Here is a 15,934-nt window from a genome sequence, read left to right as displayed (position 1 = left end):
GCAGGCTAGGACGCGAGGGCGTCGGCGCCGGCAACAATCTCGGAAAGCTCCTGCGTAATTTCAGCCTGGCGGGCCGTGTTGCGCAGACGCGTGTACTTCTTGATGAGGTCCGTGGCGTTGTCGCCGGCGGACTTCATGGCCCGCTGGCGTGCAGCAAGCTCCGAAGCCGCAGCCTGCAGCATGGCCGCGAAGATGCGTGACTCGATGTAGCGCGGCAGCAGGGCATCAAGAACCTGCTCGGTTTCCGGCTCGAATTCGTACAGCGGCAACAGGTCCGATTCAGAAGCGGCCTGCTCTTCCACTACTTCCAGCGGAAGCAGGCGGATGACCGTGGGCTCCTGGGTAACCATGGACTTGAAGCGGGTGTACACCACGTGGATCTCGTCCACGCCGCCCTCTTCGTAGTCGGTTGCGAACTCGGACAGCAGTGCTTCGCCGATTTCGCGCGCGGTGGCGAATTCGGGTGCGTCCGTGCCTCCGGTCCAGACCCGTGCGTATTCACGGTTCCGGAAATCGAAGTAGGCCTGGGCCTTACGTCCAACGACGTACGTCTTGACTTCCTTGCCTTCTTCGTGGAGCAGCTCGATGAGACCTTCCGCCTGCTTGAGCACGCTGGCCGAGTACGAACCTGCCAGTCCACGGTCCGCGGTAATTACCAGGACAGCGGCACGGCGGATCTGATCCGGCTCGGTGGTCAACGGGTGGTCGATTTCGCTTTGAGTTGCGACAGCAGAAACGGCGCGTGTGATCGCGTTCGCGTAAGGCAGTGAAGCTGCTACGCGCGCACGGGCCTTGCCGATGCGCGAGGTAGCGATCAGTTCCATCGCCTTGAAGATCTTGCGCATCGACGTGGTCGAGCTGATCTTCTGGCGGTAGACCCGAATCTGGGCTCCCATACTTATCCTTTCCTAACATTCCTTAGACCGGATGCGCCGGGCCCTTGGGCCCGGCACATCCGGCCAGCGGAACTAGCGCTTCTGCTTGACGATTTTTTCCTGGTCGACTTCGCCCTCGGAGATGGCTTCATGCTCCTCGTGGCCGGCGCCTACCAAGCGGTCGTCGCCCTCGCCGAAGAAACCCTTCTTGAAGTCCACGATGGCGGACTTCAGGGCTGCTGCGGTGTCGTCGTCCAGCACATTGGTCTGCGCCAGCGTGGTGAGGATCGAGGACTTGTGCGTCAGGTGCTCCAGGAACTCGGACTCGAAGCGGCTGATGTCCTCAACCGGAACGTCGTCCAGGTAGCCGTTGGTGCCGGCCCAGATGGACACAACCTGGTTCTCCACCGGGAACGGCGAGTACTGGCCCTGCTTGAGCAGTTCCATCAGGCGGGCGCCACGGGTCAGCTGCTGGCGGGATGCGGCATCCAGGTCCGACGCGAACATGGCGAATGCCTGCATGTCGCGGTACTGGGCCAGATCCAGCTTCAACGTACCGGAGACCTTCTTCATGGACTTCACCTGTGCGGCGCCGCCCACGCGGGAAACGGACACACCAACGTCGACAGCGGGGCGCTGGTTGGCGTTGAAGAGGTCCGACTGGAGGAAGATCTGGCCGTCGGTGATGGAGATGACGTTGGTCGGGATGTAGGCGGACACGTCGTTCGCCTTGGTCTCGATCAGCGGCAGGCCCGTCATGGAACCGGCACCCAGTTCGTCGGACAGTTTTGCACAACGCTCCAGCAGGCGGGAGTGCAGGTAGAACACGTCGCCCGGGTAGGCTTCGCGGCCCGGCGGGCGGCGGAGCAGCAGCGACACTGCACGGTAGGCCTCGGCCTGCTTGGAGAGGTCATCGAACACGATGAGGACGTGCTTGCCGCCGTACATCCAGTGCTGGCCGATAGCGGAACCTGCATACGGTGCCAGGTACTTGAAGCCTGCGGGGTCGGATGCCGGAGACGCCACGATAGTGGTGTACTCCAGTGCGCCATTGTCCTCGAGGGTCTGGCGGATGGCGGCGATGGTGGACGCCTTCTGACCGATGGCCACGTAGATGCAGCGGACCTGCTTGGTCACATCGCCCGAAGCCCAGTTGGCCTTCTGGTTGATGATGGTGTCGATCGCAATGGCCGACTTGCCGGTCTGGCGGTCGCCAATGATGAGCTGGCGCTGGCCGCGGCCGATCGGGATCATGGCGTCGATGGCCTTGAGTCCGGTCTGCATCGGCTCGTGCACCGATTTGCGCTGGGTCACGCCGGGAGCCTGGAGCTCCAGCGCGCGGGTGGTTTCGGCCTTGATCTCGCCGAGGTCGTCGATGGGCATGCCCAGCGGGTCGACAACGCGGCCAAGGAAGGCGTCGCCCACGGGAACGGACAGAACCTGTCCGGTGCGGTGGACTTCCTGGCCTTCTTCGATGCCGGTGAAGTCGCCGAGGATGATGACGCCGATTTCGCGGACGTCGAGGTTCTGGGCCAGGCCCAGCGTGCCGTCCTCAAAGCGAAGCAGCTCGTTCGCCATGACCGAGGGAAGGCCCTCAACACGGGCGATGCCGTCACCAGCGGTAGATACGCGGCCGACCTCTACGCGTTCTGCGTTTCCGGGTTCGTAGGACGCCGCGAACTCGTTCAGCGCAATACGGACGTCGTCGGCGTTGATGGTCAATTCGGCCATCTGCAGTCCCTGCTCTCCTGTTTTGTGATCACCGTTTCCGGTGACCGGGGTTTCTATCAGTTAGGTTGTGCTTGTCCGGCTAGCCGGCCAGCTGGCGCTGCAATTGGCCCAGCCTGGCGAGGACCGAAGCGTCGAGCACTTCGTCACCAACCTGGACACGGATGCCGCCAATAAGTGACGGGTCAACATTGAGGTTGACCTTCAGTTCCCGCCCGTACATGGCATTCAGGCCCGCCTGGAGGCGGTCAAGCTGCGTCTGCGTCAGGGGACGGGTCACGCTGACCGTTGCAATCCAGCGCTGCTGCCGCTTGGCCGCCAGTTCGGCGAACCGCTGAACCAGCCGCGTGGGCTTGATGCCGCGGGGCTGGGTGACGGCCTGCGAGATGAGGACTTTAGCTTCCTCGCTTGCAGCTGGCACCAGCTTCGCGGCCAGTGTGGCCTTGGCCGCAGCACTGGCCTGTGGTTCGGACAGAGCACGTTGCACCTCGTGGCTGGAGGCAACGGCCTGGTTGAAGGAGAACAGATCGTTTTCCAGTTCTTCCAGGCCAGTGATTCCGGAGGCAGAAACGGCCGACTTGTTTTCAGCAACGGAAATGACCACCGTTGCGGCAAGAGTCTCGAGTGCATCGCCGATGTCACGGGCCGTTGCCCAGCGCGAGCTGGCCAGTCCGCCCGCGATCTCTGCAGCATCAGCGGAGACTTTCCCGCCAACCAGCTGCTTGACCAGCGCCGACTTTTCGCCACCGTTGCGGGACGGGTCAGTCAGGGCGCGGCGCAAGCCAGCCGAGCTGTCCACCATTCCCAGAATTCCGAAGAGTTCCTTTGCCAGCTGCAGCGACGCGGTGGGAAGTTTGGCTTCCAACTCTGCCAGCGCTGTTGCCAGCGATTCGCTCGATACGCCTGCCATTACTTAGCTGCACCTGCGTTCTGGGTCTCCAGATCTGCCAGGAAACGGTCCACGACCCGTGCTGCACGCTCGTCGTCGCTGAGCGCTTCGCCGACAATCCGGCCCGCCAGGGTGGTGGCCAGGGTGCCGACCTCAGAACGCAGGGACACAACGGCCGCCTGGCGCTCGGACTCGATCTGTGCGTGGGCCTGGGCCGTGATGCGGGCAGACTCTGCAGCTGCCTTCTCCTTGAGATCCGCGAGGATCTGGGCACCTTCGGCGCGGGCTTCCTCACGGATGCGGTTGGCTTCGGCGCGGGCGTCGGTCAGCTGCTGCTTGTACTCTTCGAGTGCAGCAGACGCCTCAGCCTGGGCCTTTTCAGCCTTTGCAATGCCGCCTTCGATGGCCTCGGCACGCTCGGCGAAGGTCTTTTCGAACATCGGGACAACGAACTTGACCACGATGAAAAAGAGGATGGCAAAGCCCACGAAGACAACGCCCATTTCCCAGATATTGGGAACCAGGGGGTTGACTTCGCCCTCAGTGGCGGCTGAGATGATCAGCTGATTCATATTTCACCCGTCCTTATCTACTCGGTTCTGTAAGTTCGCTTCGCTCTAAGGACTAGAGAACGAAGGCGAAGACCAGGCCGAGGATGGCGAGGGCTTCGGTCAGCGCAAGGCCGAGGAATGCGATCGGCTGCAGGACGCGCTGTGCTTCCGGCTGGCGTGCAACGCCGTTGATGTAGGCAGCGAATACGAGACCAACACCGATACCACCGCCGATTGCGGACAGACCGTAACCTACGAGGTTGAGATTGCCTTCCATTTTTATTCCTTTCAAGATGCCACCCATGTGGCAGGTTGTTTGGTTTGCTCTATCCCCGCGAGGGGAAGTCTTAGTGCCCGGCGGCGGGTTGCCGGCAGGCAGGGTGCCTAGTGGCTGTCGGCGTGAAGTGCGCCTTCGATGTAGATCGCAGTCAGCAGGGTAAAGACGTAGGCCTGCAGGACCATGATCAGGGCTTCAAGCATGTACATGGCGATCGCCCCGGCCAGGACCAGGAGCGAGGTTCCCTTGAGCAGGAGGTTCTCCTGCATGACGAGGAACTCGATGCCGTAGCCGGCGATCATCACGATGAGGTGGCCTGCGAGCATGGTGGCGAACAGACGGAGGCTGTGCGTAACAGGCCGGACCAGGAAGTTGGAGATGATCTCGATCGGGATGACGATCGGAAGGATGAACCACGGAACACCGGAGGGCACGGTGGCCAGCTTGAAGTAACGGAGTCCGTTCTTCCTGACGCCGATGGCGATCCAGGTGACGTAGACAATGCCGGCCAGCACGTAGGCGCCGCCCACGTGCGAGAACGTGGGGAGCTGGAAGAACGGGATGGCCCCGTAGATGTTGTTGACCAGGATGAAGAAGAAGAGGCTGAACAGCAGCGGGACGTACTTCATGAAGTCCCTGCCGCCGATGATGTCCTTGGCGATTCCGTTCCGGACGAAGCCGTAGGCGGCCTCGCCGGCGAACTGGAGCTTGCCGGGTACCAGCTGCTGCTTGCGTGCGGCAAGCACGAAGAAGACGGCGATAAAGACGACAGAGAGGAGGACCAGCAGCATCTGCTTGGAGAATCCTTCTGCGGCACCCCACGGCAGGATTGCCGGCAAATGCATTTCGTTAATACCAGGAGGAGTAAACTCTCCTGAATCTTGGGCCGGGAGCGCAAGCGCGATCAACGCGTTTCCTCTCTGCAGTGTCCATCATTGGGCGTTGGGCGGGGACCGGCAGCCGGAAGGCCTGCTGTTCCCCCTGTGAAATTATTTGGCATTAGTGTCGCCGTCCTGGGACGGCCCGCTGGAAGCACGGCGCTCCCCAGCATTGTTTCGAGAACTGGTAAGGCCATGCATGTGGGAAAGGTAGAAACCTCCGACGGCTCCAAGCAGGGCGCCTGCGAGCACGATCCAGCGCGTTCCCCACACGTAATCCAGTCCCCACCCTATCAAACTCCAGACGATGATTCCGCCAATGATGTAGCTGAATACGGCCATGCCGGCGTTGTATCCGCCGCTGGTTCCGTCGCTCGATACACCGGGGGCAGAACCGCTCGATCCGCTGTTCCCGTTGCGGCCTTTGTTGGGCTTCTTCGGATCACGCATCATGGTTTTCCTTGTTCCGGCTCGTTGTAGATCTGCAGGCGCGCCTTGCTGAAACCGTAGATTTCAGCAGCCTGCCACAGGACGACTGCGGTCACCGCTCCGGCCACAAACCAGCGCCCTTGCAGCCACTGCGGAGCCCCTACGACGAACAGCACGACGGCGAAGCCGACCACCTTGACGAAGTAGGTTGCCACGAACATGCCGATGGCGCCCGAAGGGTTGCCGCGGCCCACGAAATGTCCCACCAGGAGGCTGATTCCGAAGAACAGCATGACCAGCAGCCCACCCGCGGTACTGGACAGGGCGGCGTTCACGCCCTGCAGAAGCACGGCTGCGGCCGCGCAGAGGAGCAGGCCGGCGGCAGAGGCAATCGAGCTCAGCTTGAGGAGGTGCAGCCAGAGCGACGGAGTGGGGCCGGATGCGCCAACACTTCCGTTGCCGGACGGAGGTCCGGACTCGGCGTTGGAGGTCATTCGATCCCAATCGTCGGCACCAACAGGCGGTTCGCCGGCAGGCAGGTTTGGAGGGGCAGCTTTGGCTGCCCCTAAATTCTACACGAGATAGAAATAATTGGCATCGAGGTTACGCCCGCGTCTCTTCGCCGCGCCGGGCAAGGTACGGCCAGGCGGTGACGAGGCCCATGACAAGGGTGGCGAAGAGGTCCACGGCGAGCACCACCTGCCACGGGAAGATGGCGAAGGCCAGTCCGCCGAAGGAGAGGATGCCGGTCCAGAGGTACATCAGGATCACCGCGGTGCGGTGCGAGTAGCCGATGTCCAGCAACTTGTGGTGCAGGTGGCCCTTGTCCGCGGACCAGGGCGAGCGGCCGCGGGCGGTGCGCCGCACCACGGCCAGGCCCAGGTCCAGCAGCGGCAGGAAGAGGACGGCGAACGGAAGCAGGATGGGAATCACGGTGGAGATACCGTTGGCCCTGTCATACAGCCCCGACGTGATCTGTCCGGTGGACACGACGCCGGCAGAAGCCATCAGCAGCCCGATCAGCATCGCACCGGAATCGCCCATGAAGATTTTGGACGGAAACCAGTTGTGCGGGAGGAAGCCCAGGCAACTGCCCACCAGGACGGCGGTGATCAGGGTGGCGAGGTCCGAATAGTCCAGCAGCACGGCGTTGCGGTGCACCCAGTATGCGGTGAAGAAAAACGCGGTCCCGCCGATGATGGCCACACCCGCGGCGAGGCCATCCAGGCCATCGATGAAGTTGAAGGCGTTCATCGTGGTGACGATCAGCCCCGCGGTCAAGAGCACCCGTACCGTCTCGTTTTCGAGGTAGATCGCTTCCGGCACCCAGGGGACGATGGTCATCTGGACTCCCCAGATGGCCACCGTAAGGCCCGCGGCGCTTTGCCCGATGAGTTTCACCCACCAGCGGATGTCCAGCAGGTCGTCCGCCACGCCCACCAGGACGATGACGGCAGCACCGGCAAGGACGCCCCAGGGGGAGAAGTTATTGCGGTAGATGTCCTTGACGAAGAATGACTGGCTGGCAACAATCAGCGCAACCATCACTCCGAGGAAAATCGCCACGCCGCCCAGCCGCGACACCGGGATCGAATGCATGTCGCGGCTGCGGATGGGCAGGTGCAGTTCCAGCCGGTGGCCGACGACCCGCGCTGCCCAGGTGGCCGCGTAGGACACGATGGCAGCCGTCAGCCCCATCAGCAGGTACATGATCATGGGGCGGGGGCCGTTTCAGGGGGGAGGCTGAAGCAGGGCAACCGTGCCGGCAGCTGGTCCTTGGTCGAGGGGCTCACTGGCCGGGAATCTGTTCTTCGATAAATGAAACTTCTCCGTCGCCGAGCGCGCAGCAGGCAGTACGCATTTCCGTATGCGCAGTGCCATACAAAACGCAGTGCCTTACAGAACGCAGTGTCTTACAAAACGCAGTGTCTTACAGAACGCAGTGCCTTACAGGGCTGTATTACAGTGGACTCTAGTCAAAGATACTAGCGCCAACAGCATCATGGCTTCGCGCCACACGGCGCAGTGCGAGCGGGGAAATCCCTGTCAGCCATGCTGAAAGGACCCCAATGACCCCCCGCATAGCCGTCGCTGCCGTGACCTTCGACCGGCCCAATGAACTGGCTGTCCTGCTGGATGCGATCAACGCGCAGAGCGCACCCGTGGAGACGATCTGCCTGGTGGACAGCGGCACGGCCCCGGCCGCGGACGTCGCCGCCAAGCACCCGAATGTCGACTACGTCCGCTCGGAAGCAAACCTCGGTGGAGCAGGCGGATTCGCCCTGGCGGCGCTGAAGGCCGTGGCCAGCGGTGCCACATGGATCTGGATGATGGACGACGACGCCGAGCCGGCTGATCCGGAATGCCTTGCAACGCTGGTGCGTGAGGCTGAGGCACGGGACCTGGAAGCGGTGGTTCCGCTGGTGACGGCGCCGGGCCAGCCCGACCGGCTTTCCTTTTTCTTCCGCCTGGACGGCAAGGTCACGCACAGCCGCGCCGAGGTGGAAAAGCTGGGCTTCCTGCCCAACGACGGCCACTTCTTCAACGGGGCGCTGATCCGTTCCGACGTCTTCTTCAAAGTGGGCCTGCCCGACATGCGGCTCTTTATCCGCGGCGACGAGGTTGACTTCACCATCCGTCTTCGCAAGGCGGGGATCAGGTTCGGCACGGTGACCACTACCGCCATCACCCACCCGCACGCGTTTTCGGAGACCCAGCATGTGTTCGGCGCCGGCTGGCACGTCATTGTTCCGGAATCGGCCTTCAAGCGGTACTACTACTACCGGAACCGCGGCTATCTGATCCGCCGGTACTTCCGCGTCAGGTCCTTCGTTGCGGATGTGGGCGGCTATCTGGGCTACTTCCTGCAGCGCCGGGACCTTCCCGGCTTCCTGGGCTGGGCCAGGTCCTTCACCACCGGCCTCCGGGGCAAGGGGTTCGCGCCGCTGGAAGACCAGAAGTTCTAGGCTGCGGTTCCTAGCTCCTGCGCGCCAGCCCCTGGCGCTTCAGCCCGCGGGCGGCCAGGAGCCACAGCAGCACCCAGGGCTCGCCAAGCACGCGGTACGCCACGCGGCGGGGATGAAGCAGCAGGCGCCACGCCCACTCCAGTCCCAGCCTGCCCAGCCACCGGGGGGCGAGCTTCTGGAAGCCGGCAAGCTGTTCGATCGCTCCGCCTACGGCGCAGTAGACCGCCGGCGGCATCTCGCCAAGGCGCCGCTGCAAAACTTTTTCCTGCAGGGGCATGCCAAGTCCGATCAGGACCAGCTGCGGCTGCTGCCGGTGGAGCCAGGCCACAGCTTCATCCTCAAGCCCGTCATCCCAGCCCTCCCCCGGAAAGCCTGCAACCTTTGCGCCGGGGACGATTGACTGCAGCTTCCTGACGGCGCCGGCGTTGGCCTCCGCACCGGCGCCAAGCACGGCAATCCGCTCCAGTCCCCGCACCTGGTCCAGCGCCGGAAGCCAGTCAGTCGAGCCCAGCCTGTAGTCCATGACGGGGCCTTCAGCCTTGCCTGTCCTCCCCCACAGCCAGAGCACGGGAGCCCCGTCCAGCAGGACCACGTCGCTCCGCTGGTAGAGGTCGCGGAAGCCCTCATCCGAGAGGGTCAGCGTGACGCTGTGGAGGTTATGGCCCAGCACCGTCCGGGTGGAGCCTTCCTGGACGTAGCGGCTGAGTTCCGCCACCAGTTCCGGAACGCGCAGCGGGGTTGCTTCAACATCCAGCACCGGGACCTGCTGGCGGTCCAGTGCCATCAAGATTCAGTGTCCCGCGCCGGCGCCGGGGTTGCGGGAGCGGGGGGTTCGACGGCGGAGGACCCTGCCGGGGGCTGGACCGGCGCGGCGGCCTGCTCCTCCGCCACGGGAGCCGCAACCGCAGGCGACGCGTCAGCGGGTCCTGCATCCACCGGTTCCTCTTCAGCCATGGGGATCTCCCCCAGGCCCAGGACACCCGGAACGTGCTCCCGGAGCTGGTCAAGGCTTACGGCACCGTTGCGGACCACGCGCAGGTGCGGCCCCGTGGCGTCAACAATGGTGGAGGGCACGGCGTCCTGGCCTTCCTGCGGCCGGAAGCCTCCTTCCAGGTAGACCTCCACGGAATCGGCAAGCTGCTCGCGCGCGGCGGCGGCCGTCTGCCCGGGCGCGTGGCCCGTGCGGTTCGCAGAGGATACGGCGAGCGGCCCGGTGAGGGTCAGCAGTTCCTGGGCGATCTCGTCGTCCGGCATGCGCAGTGCCACCGTCCCCTTGGTCTCGCCCAGGTCCCAGTCGAGGGACGGCTGGGCGTGCAGGATCAGGGTCAGGCCGCCCGGCCAGAACGCCTCCGCAAGCTTGCGGGCGTCCGGGGACACATCCGTAGCCAGTCCATCAAGTGCATTGATCCGCGGGATCAGCACGGGCGGTGGCATGGTGCGGCTGCGTCCCTTGGATACCAGCAGCATGGTCACGGCCTGGGGCGAAAAGGCGTCGGCGGCGATGCCGTAAACAGTGTCCGTGGGAAAGACCACGCACTTCTTCTCGCTGATGGCCCGCTGGGCGTGCTCCAGCCCCTTGGCGCGCTCGTCGTCACTGGTGCAGTCGTAGGTAGTGGTCACTCGCCTATTCTTTCATTCCCTGTAGTCCGGATCCGCGAGCAGGGCGCTGGTGGCGCGTTCCTTGCCGTTGAGGTCCAGATGCGTCCTGATTCCGGTCCAGTTCCCTGCCCTGGCCAGCATGGCCGAGATCCAGGCCGCCTGGACTTCCGCGTGTTCCATCACGAAGTAGCCGCCGGGCCGCAGGAGGCGGGCCGCGGAGGCAGCGGCCGCCGTCGGAAGTTCCATCCCGTCCGCTCCCCCGCCGTACAGCGCTTCGGGCGGATCGTGGAGGGCGACTTCGGGTTCGTTGGGGATGGCTTCGGCGGGGATGTAGGGCGGGTTGGACACCACCACGTCGAAAGTTCCGTTGAGCTCCGGCAGCGCGTCCCGCAGGTCCCCCTGGACGAGGTTGACGCCCAGGGGCGCCAGGTTCCTTGCAGCCCAGGCGTGGGCGAGGGGGCTGAACTCCACCGCGTGGACTTCGGCGGCGGGCACCTCGTGGGCGATGGAGCCGGCGATGGCGCCGGATCCGGTACCAAGGTCCACAATGCGCGGGTGCGGCACGCCGATGACGTGGTCGATCACCAACTGCACCACGGACTCGGTCTCCGGGCGGGGAATGAAGACCCCCGGCCCCACGGCCAGTTCGAGGTAGCGGAAATGCGCCACACCGGTGATGTGCTGCAGCGGCGTCCTGCCGGCACGCTCCGCCACGAGGGCCGCATAGCCTTCCGGCGCTGGAGTATCGCCAAGCATCATGGCACGGAGGCGGCCGAGCCCGACATTCAGGAGGTGGTCGGCGAGCAGTTCGGCGTCCACGCGGGGGCTGGGCACGCCGGCGTCCCGGAGGATGGCTGTTGCCTCGGCGACGGCATCCGCAAGCGACTGGCCTGGCTCAAGTGTCATGTCTGGGATGTGCCGGAAGGACTAATCGCCGATGGCGTCCAGGCGAGCCTGTTCGTCCATCTCAATTGCGGACTGGATGACGGGTTCCAGGTCGCCGTTCATCACCTGGTCCAGGTTGTATGCCTTGTAGCCGGTGCGGTGGTCCGCGATGCGGTTTTCCGGGTAGTTGTACGTGCGGATGCGCTCCGAGCGGTCCATGGTGCGGATCTGCGACTTCCGCTGGGCCGAGTTCTCGGCGTCGATCTGCTCCTGCTGGTGAGCCAGGATGCGTGCCCGCAGCACGCGCATGCCGGCTTCACGGTTCTGCAGCTGCGACTTCTCGTTCTGCATGGCCACCACGATTCCGGTGGGAAGGTGGGTAATGCGCACGGCAGAGTCCGTGGTGTTGACCGACTGGCCGCCCGGGCCCGAGGACCGGTAGACATCGATCTTGAGGTCGTTCTGGTTGATCTCAAGCTCTTCGGGCTCGTCCACCTCGGGGAGGACCAGCACGCCGGCTGCCGAGGTGTGGATGCGGCCCTGGGATTCGGTGACGGGAACGCGCTGGACGCGGTGCACGCCGCCCTCGAACTTCAGGCGGGCGTAAACGCCCTCGGCAGGATCGTTCGAGTTGCCCTTGACCGCCACCTGGACGTCCTTGTAGCCGCCAAGGTCGGATTCCGTGGCGGAAATGATTTCGGTTTTCCAGCCGCGCGATTCCGCGTACCGGGTGTACATGCGCAGCAGGTCGCCGGCAAAGAGCGCAGCCTCGTCGCCGCCCTCACCGCCCTTGACTTCAAGGATGACGTTGCGGGCGTCGTCAGGATCCCGCGGAATGAGCAGCCGCCGCAGCTTGGCCGCGGCAGTTTCCAGAGCGGCCTCAAGCTCGGGAACCTCGGCAGCAAATTCAGGGTCCTCGGCCGCCATCTCCTTGGCAGCAGCCAGGTCATCCCGGATAGCCTCCCACTTGTGGTAGGCCTCAACAATGCCATTAAGCTGAGCCGACCGCCGCCCCAGCTTCCGGGCAAGCCGCTGGTCAGCATAAACAGCAGGATCCCCCAGCTGCGCCTGGATGGAGTCATGCTCATCAAGCAGGCCCTGTACGGACTCAAACATTTAAAACCTCTTTCGACTTGTACAAGTCTAGTTACTGCAACGCGGGGTCAGTTAACGCCCAATCCAGGGCTCCCGGAGGGCCAAAAGTGACCCCGCGTCGCGTCTCTTGGTGCGGAACCGTTAACGACGAACCGCTCAAAATATGCCGGCCAAGGAGCAGTCGATGACTCCCAACCTTCGCAAGCTCAGGTCGGGGCCCTCGTCATCTCCCTTACGGGCCTGCCGGAGCCGGGTGGCTTGGGATCGTAGATCGCAAGCCACCCGGCGTAGGGGCGGGGCCGGCATATTTTGAGCGGTGACTCAGCTACTTGTCGTTATCCGACTTCGCACCAAGCGTCGTCTTCTGGACCTGCATGAGGAACTCAACGTTGCTCTGGGTTTCCCGGATCTTGTTAGTCAGCAGTTCAAGGCTCTGCTGGGTCTCGAGTCCGGAGAGGACGCGACGCAGCTTCCACATGATCTTGACTTCCTCGGGCGAGAGCAGGTTCTCTTCACGGCGGGTGCCGGACGCGTTGACGTCCACGGCCGGGAAGATGCGCTTGTCAGCCAGCTGGCGGGACAGGCGGAGCTCCATGTTGCCGGTGCCCTTGAACTCTTCGAAGATGACCTCGTCCATCTTGGAACCGGTCTCTACGAGCGCGGTGGCCAGGATGGTGAGCGAGCCGCCGTTTTCGATATTGCGGGCTGCACCGAAGAAACGCTTGGGCGGGTACAGTGCCGCGGAGTCGACACCACCGGACAGGATGCGGCCCGAGGCCGGTGCCGCCAGGTTGTAGGCACGGCCCAGGCGGGTCATGGAGTCCAGGAGGACCACAACGTCCATGCCCATTTCCACGAGGCGCTTGGCGCGTTCGATGGAAAGTTCGGCCACGGTGGTGTGGTCGTCGGCAGGACGGTCGAAGGTGGAGGCAATGACCTCGCCCTTGACGGTGCGCTGCATGTCCGTGACTTCTTCGGGGCGTTCGTCAACCAGCACCATCATGAGGTGGACCTCAGGGTTATTGGTGGTGATCGCGTTGGCGATGGACTGCAGGATGAGCGTCTTTCCGGCCTTCGGCGGCGAGACGATCAGGCCACGCTGGCCCTTGCCGATCGGCGCCACGAGGTCGATGACACGGGGGCCGATCTTCTTGGGATCGGTCTCCAGGCGCAGGCGCTCGGACGGGTAGAGCGGAACCAGCTTGGCGAACTCGACGCGGTCCTTGAGCTCTTCCGGCGTCTTGCCATTGACGGAAGTGACGCGGACCAGGGCGTTGAACTTCTGGCGGGCGGACTGCTGGCTGCGGTCTTCGCCATCGCGGGGCGCCCGGATGGCGCCGACGACGGCGTCACCCTTGCGCAGGTTGTACTTCTTGACCTGGGCCAGGGAGACGTAGACGTCGTTGGGGCCCGGCAGGTAACCGGAGGTACGGATAAACGCGTAGTTCTCCAGGACGTCCAAAATGCCGGCTACCGGCAGGAGGACATCGTCCTCGGTGACCTCAACGTCGTCGACATCCGGACCCTGGGCGCGGCCGCGGCGGCGGTCATTGCGGTCGCGGAAGCGGTCATTGCGGGAGTTGTCGCGGTCCTGGCCGCCCGAGCGGTCATTGCGATCGTTCCGGTCGCGCCGGTTACGGCGGTTGCGGCGGCTGCCGCCGTCGGAGTCGTCACTGTCGCGGCTGTCCTCGCGGCGGGACCCTTCGCGCTGGCCGGCCTCGCGGCTGCCTGCGTTGTCACGGCCGCCCTCGGTGCCTTCACGCGGGCCGCGGGTGCGGCCGCCTTCACGGCGGTCGGTGCGCTGGCCTGCATCGCCCTCAGCCGGAGCTTCGGTGCGCTGTTCTGACGTCCGCAGTTCTGAGGTGCGCTGTTCCGCGGCCTGTGCTGCGGGGCGCTGTTCGACGTCGGCCTGCACGGCAGGAGCCTCGGCGGCCTCCGCACCCTGGGGTGCTGCGGCGGCAGCTTCGCCGCGGCGGCGGTTACGGGTGCGCGGCTGGCGGCGCTCGGTGGCGCCTTCAGTTGCTTCGGGAGCCTCCGCAGGCGCTTCCACCGGCGCGGCGGGGCCCGTTTCGGCAGCAGCGGGCTCAGCGGCGGCCGGTGCCACCACTCCGTCGCTCACTGCGCGGCGGCTGCGGCCACGGCGGGCGCGGGTGCCTTCAGCGGGCGCTTCCGGAGTCTCAGCCGGAGCGGCGGCAGCCGGGGCGGAGACGGCCGGGGCGGCAATGCTCTCCGCCCGCTTCTCGGTTGCCTTGGCAGGAGCCTTGGTCAACGGGGTGCCGGCGCGATGGGCGGAAATGGCTGAGACCAGGTCCCCCTTGCGCATCCGGGAACCGCCGGAAATACCGAGCTGGCTGGCAAGTGCCTGCAGCTGGGCGAGCTTAAGGCCTGCGAGGCCACTGCTCTTGGCGGGTGCGGCCGGCGATTCGGCAGCAGAAGATGATAGTTCCACAGCTGGCGACAGCTCAGTGGTTTCGGTCACGAAGGATCCTTCCCCCTCGACGGCGTCCAGACGAGGAGCTGGACGCGATGATTTGATCTGGGCTGCAGTTCAGATCTGCAGCCGGATTGTTCGGCCTTGCCGGTTGGAGATCGGCCAGCAGGGCCGGATACTGATTCACCTTCCACTCCGCCCGTGGCGGAGGGATGGGCTGACGCATCAGGGGCAGCTTTATAGCTACAGATTCCTGCGACAGACCAAGCAGGCGGCACCGGAATAGATTGCGCAGTAGGAGATCAAATCGCAAATGAATGCTGGAGGAGATCAGATAGGCGGAATTACCGCCGGTGCATCTCCACCTTAGCACCTTCAACGTCCACTGCCAGCTTCAGCACCCGCCATGCCATATCCGGCGTGTTGGCTGCGATGAAGTCCTCGATGAAAGCCACAACGGCGGCAGCCTCGGCCTCGCCGTCAGCCAGGACCAGCACAGTGGGCCCGGCGCCCGAAACGACGGCGGCATATCCTGCCGTGCGCAACGCCCCGATCAGCGCTGCGGACGGGCGCATGGCCTCCGCCCGGTAGCTCTGGTGCAGGTAGTCCTCGGTGCCGGCCAGCAGGAATTCTGGTTTGGCCGTCAGTGCGTGGATCAGCAGCGCGGCGCGGCCGGCGTTCATTGCGGCGGCGTGGTGGCCCACCGAGGCCGGCAAGAGGGCCCGGGCCGCCTCCGTGGAAAGCTCGAAGTCAGGCACCGCCACAACGGGGATGACCGATTCCGACACCGTTGCCCGCGTGCTGCTGTACTGGTCATTGTTCTGCCAGGACAGTGCCAGTCCGCCGAAAATGGCGGGTGCGACGTTGTCCGGGTGCCCCTCCATCTCGGACGTGAGCTGGAGGATCCAGTCCTTCCCGCGGCGGGCAGCCTCAGGAACCAGGGCATTGGCTGCGGTCACGGCAGCTACCACTGCCGACGCCGAGGACCCGAGCCCCCGCCCGTGAGGGTTGACGTTGTCCGCCGTGATCCGAAGCCCCTCGTGCCGGAAGCCCAGGCGGTGCAGGGCCTCCGTGAGGGCCCTGACCACCAGGTGGCTGGCATCGCGGGGAAGTGTTTCAGCCCCCTCGCCGCTGAGGTCGAAGTGCAGCTCGCCACTGCCCAGGGTTTCCACCGTCAGGGTGTCGTGCAGCGACAGGGCGAGCCCCAGGCTGTCGTACCCGGGGCCCAGGTTCGCGCTGGTGGCGGGCACGCGGACGGTCACCAGCTGGCCGGCCGGGACTGCCGGCGCAGCTGCTGCGGACTCGGCGGGCACAGTGAGGGTGGTTTCCAC

The 15,934-nt window shown here is 64.8% G+C and carries 16 protein-coding genes; 1 reads left to right on the top strand and 15 read right to left on the bottom strand.

Annotated elements, in window-relative coordinates; translation table 11 throughout:
* Positions 1-5: 5 nt before the first annotated feature.
* From GK109_RS17515 to GK109_RS17475, 9 genes are all read right to left on the bottom strand, one after another.
* The gene (locus tag GK109_RS17515; protein WP_157241834.1) at positions 6-896 is read right to left on the bottom strand and encodes a F0F1 ATP synthase subunit gamma; all 891 of its coding nucleotides are present in this window, start codon (positions 894-896) and stop codon (positions 6-8) included.
* Between the two features lie 72 nt (positions 897-968).
* Positions 969-2,606 carry a F0F1 ATP synthase subunit alpha gene (atpA, locus tag GK109_RS17510; protein ID WP_157241833.1) on the bottom strand — a complete coding sequence of 546 codons (1,638 nt, stop codon included), beginning with the start codon at positions 2,604-2,606 and terminating at the stop codon, positions 969-971.
* 79 nt (positions 2,607-2,685) lie between these two features.
* On the bottom strand, positions 2,686-3,513 hold the full coding sequence (locus tag GK109_RS17505; protein WP_157241832.1) for a F0F1 ATP synthase subunit delta: 828 nt from the start codon (positions 3,511-3,513) through the stop codon (positions 2,686-2,688).
* A complete protein-coding gene (locus GK109_RS17500; protein ID WP_157241831.1) occupies positions 3,513-4,064 on the bottom strand; it encodes a F0F1 ATP synthase subunit B in 552 nt (183 codons plus the stop codon). The genes GK109_RS17505 and GK109_RS17500 overlap by 1 nt, the downstream gene beginning before the upstream one ends.
* A 52-nt stretch (positions 4,065-4,116) precedes the next feature.
* Positions 4,117-4,320, bottom strand: a complete 204-nt coding sequence (gene atpE / locus GK109_RS17495) for an ATP synthase F0 subunit C (RefSeq protein ID WP_009356484.1) — start codon at positions 4,318-4,320, stop codon at positions 4,117-4,119.
* Positions 4,321-4,427: 107 nt separating this feature from the next.
* Positions 4,428-5,228 carry a F0F1 ATP synthase subunit A gene (gene atpB, locus GK109_RS17490; protein WP_157241830.1) on the bottom strand — a complete coding sequence of 267 codons (801 nt, stop codon included), beginning with the start codon at positions 5,226-5,228 and terminating at the stop codon, positions 4,428-4,430.
* Between the two features lie 81 nt (positions 5,229-5,309).
* Positions 5,310-5,648, bottom strand: a complete 339-nt coding sequence (locus tag GK109_RS17485; protein WP_157243091.1) for a hypothetical protein — start codon at positions 5,646-5,648, stop codon at positions 5,310-5,312.
* Positions 5,648-6,121 (bottom strand): hypothetical protein, encoded by a 474-nt coding sequence (locus GK109_RS17480; RefSeq protein WP_157241829.1) that lies wholly within the window; start codon positions 6,119-6,121, stop codon positions 5,648-5,650. Before GK109_RS17480 ends, GK109_RS17485 begins: the two co-directional genes overlap by 1 nt.
* 109 nt (positions 6,122-6,230) lie before the next feature.
* Positions 6,231-7,343: an MraY family glycosyltransferase gene (locus GK109_RS17475; protein ID WP_157241828.1), complete on the bottom strand. Its 1,113-nt coding sequence runs from the start codon at positions 7,341-7,343 to the stop codon at positions 6,231-6,233.
* 353 nt (positions 7,344-7,696) lie between these two features.
* Here GK109_RS17475 and GK109_RS17470 point away from each other — a divergent pair, with 353 nt between their 5' ends.
* Positions 7,697-8,593 (top strand): glycosyltransferase, encoded by an 897-nt coding sequence (locus GK109_RS17470; protein WP_157241827.1) that lies wholly within the window; start codon positions 7,697-7,699, stop codon positions 8,591-8,593.
* A 10-nt stretch (positions 8,594-8,603) separates the two neighbouring features.
* Here the strand turns inward: GK109_RS17470 and GK109_RS17465 are convergent, their stop codons facing one another.
* From GK109_RS17465 to thrB, 6 genes are all read right to left on the bottom strand, one after another.
* On the bottom strand, positions 8,604-9,377 hold the full coding sequence (locus GK109_RS17465) for a WecB/TagA/CpsF family glycosyltransferase (RefSeq protein ID WP_157241826.1): 774 nt from the start codon (positions 9,375-9,377) through the stop codon (positions 8,604-8,606).
* The gene (locus GK109_RS17460) at positions 9,377-10,213 is read right to left on the bottom strand and encodes an L-threonylcarbamoyladenylate synthase (protein WP_370460672.1); all 837 of its coding nucleotides are present in this window, start codon (positions 10,211-10,213) and stop codon (positions 9,377-9,379) included. The genes GK109_RS17465 and GK109_RS17460 overlap by 1 nt, the downstream gene beginning before the upstream one ends.
* Before the next feature lie 12 nt (positions 10,214-10,225).
* Complete coding sequence (gene prmC, locus GK109_RS17455) at positions 10,226-11,098, bottom strand: peptide chain release factor N(5)-glutamine methyltransferase (RefSeq protein WP_157241825.1); 873 nt, start codon at positions 11,096-11,098, stop codon at positions 10,226-10,228.
* 21 nt (positions 11,099-11,119) lie between these two features.
* Positions 11,120-12,193: a peptide chain release factor 1 gene (gene prfA / locus GK109_RS17450; RefSeq protein WP_157241824.1), complete on the bottom strand. Its 1,074-nt coding sequence runs from the start codon at positions 12,191-12,193 to the stop codon at positions 11,120-11,122.
* A gap of 304 nt (positions 12,194-12,497) precedes the next feature.
* The gene (gene rho / locus GK109_RS17445) at positions 12,498-14,651 is read right to left on the bottom strand and encodes a transcription termination factor Rho (RefSeq protein WP_370460671.1); all 2,154 of its coding nucleotides are present in this window, start codon (positions 14,649-14,651) and stop codon (positions 12,498-12,500) included.
* A 296-nt stretch (positions 14,652-14,947) separates the two neighbouring features.
* On the bottom strand, positions 14,948-15,934 hold the full coding sequence (gene thrB / locus GK109_RS17440) for a homoserine kinase (RefSeq protein ID WP_321213863.1): 987 nt from the start codon (positions 15,932-15,934) through the stop codon (positions 14,948-14,950).

The sequence above is a fragment of the Pseudarthrobacter sp. GA104 genome (assembly GCF_009741265.1).
Taxonomy (GTDB): Bacteria; Actinomycetota; Actinomycetes; order Actinomycetales; family Micrococcaceae; genus Arthrobacter.
The sequence above is the reverse complement of the archived record's forward strand: the minus strand, read 5'-3'. Positions and strand labels throughout refer to the sequence as shown.

Bases quoted from the DNA above. Each gene is read 5' to 3' on its own strand.
- prmC (WP_157241825.1), bottom strand. From the start codon at position 11,098: ATGACACTTGAGCCAGGCCAGTCGCTTGCGGATGCCGTCGCCGAGGCA.
- GK109_RS17485 (WP_157243091.1), bottom strand. From the start codon at position 5,648: ATGCGTGATCCGAAGAAGCCCAACAAAGGCCGCAACGGGAACAGCGGA.
- GK109_RS17480 (WP_157241829.1), bottom strand. From the start codon at position 6,121: ATGACCTCCAACGCCGAGTCCGGACCTCCGTCCGGCAACGGAAGTGTT.
- GK109_RS17500 (WP_157241831.1), bottom strand. From the start codon at position 4,064: ATGAATCAGCTGATCATCTCAGCCGCCACTGAGGGCGAAGTCAACCCC.
- GK109_RS17470 (WP_157241827.1), top strand. From the start codon at position 7,697: ATGACCCCCCGCATAGCCGTCGCTGCCGTGACCTTCGACCGGCCCAAT.
- atpE (WP_009356484.1), bottom strand. From the start codon at position 4,320: ATGGAAGGCAATCTCAACCTCGTAGGTTACGGTCTGTCCGCAATCGGC.
- GK109_RS17465 (WP_157241826.1), bottom strand. From the start codon at position 9,377: ATGGCACTGGACCGCCAGCAGGTCCCGGTGCTGGATGTTGAAGCAACC.
- prfA (WP_157241824.1), bottom strand. From the start codon at position 12,193: ATGTTTGAGTCCGTACAGGGCCTGCTTGATGAGCATGACTCCATCCAG.
- GK109_RS17475 (WP_157241828.1), bottom strand. From the start codon at position 7,343: ATGATCATGTACCTGCTGATGGGGCTGACGGCTGCCATCGTGTCCTAC.
- atpA (WP_157241833.1), bottom strand. From the start codon at position 2,606: ATGGCCGAATTGACCATCAACGCCGACGACGTCCGTATTGCGCTGAAC.
- GK109_RS17515 (WP_157241834.1), bottom strand. From the start codon at position 896: ATGGGAGCCCAGATTCGGGTCTACCGCCAGAAGATCAGCTCGACCACG.
- GK109_RS17505 (WP_157241832.1), bottom strand. From the start codon at position 3,513: ATGGCAGGCGTATCGAGCGAATCGCTGGCAACAGCGCTGGCAGAGTTG.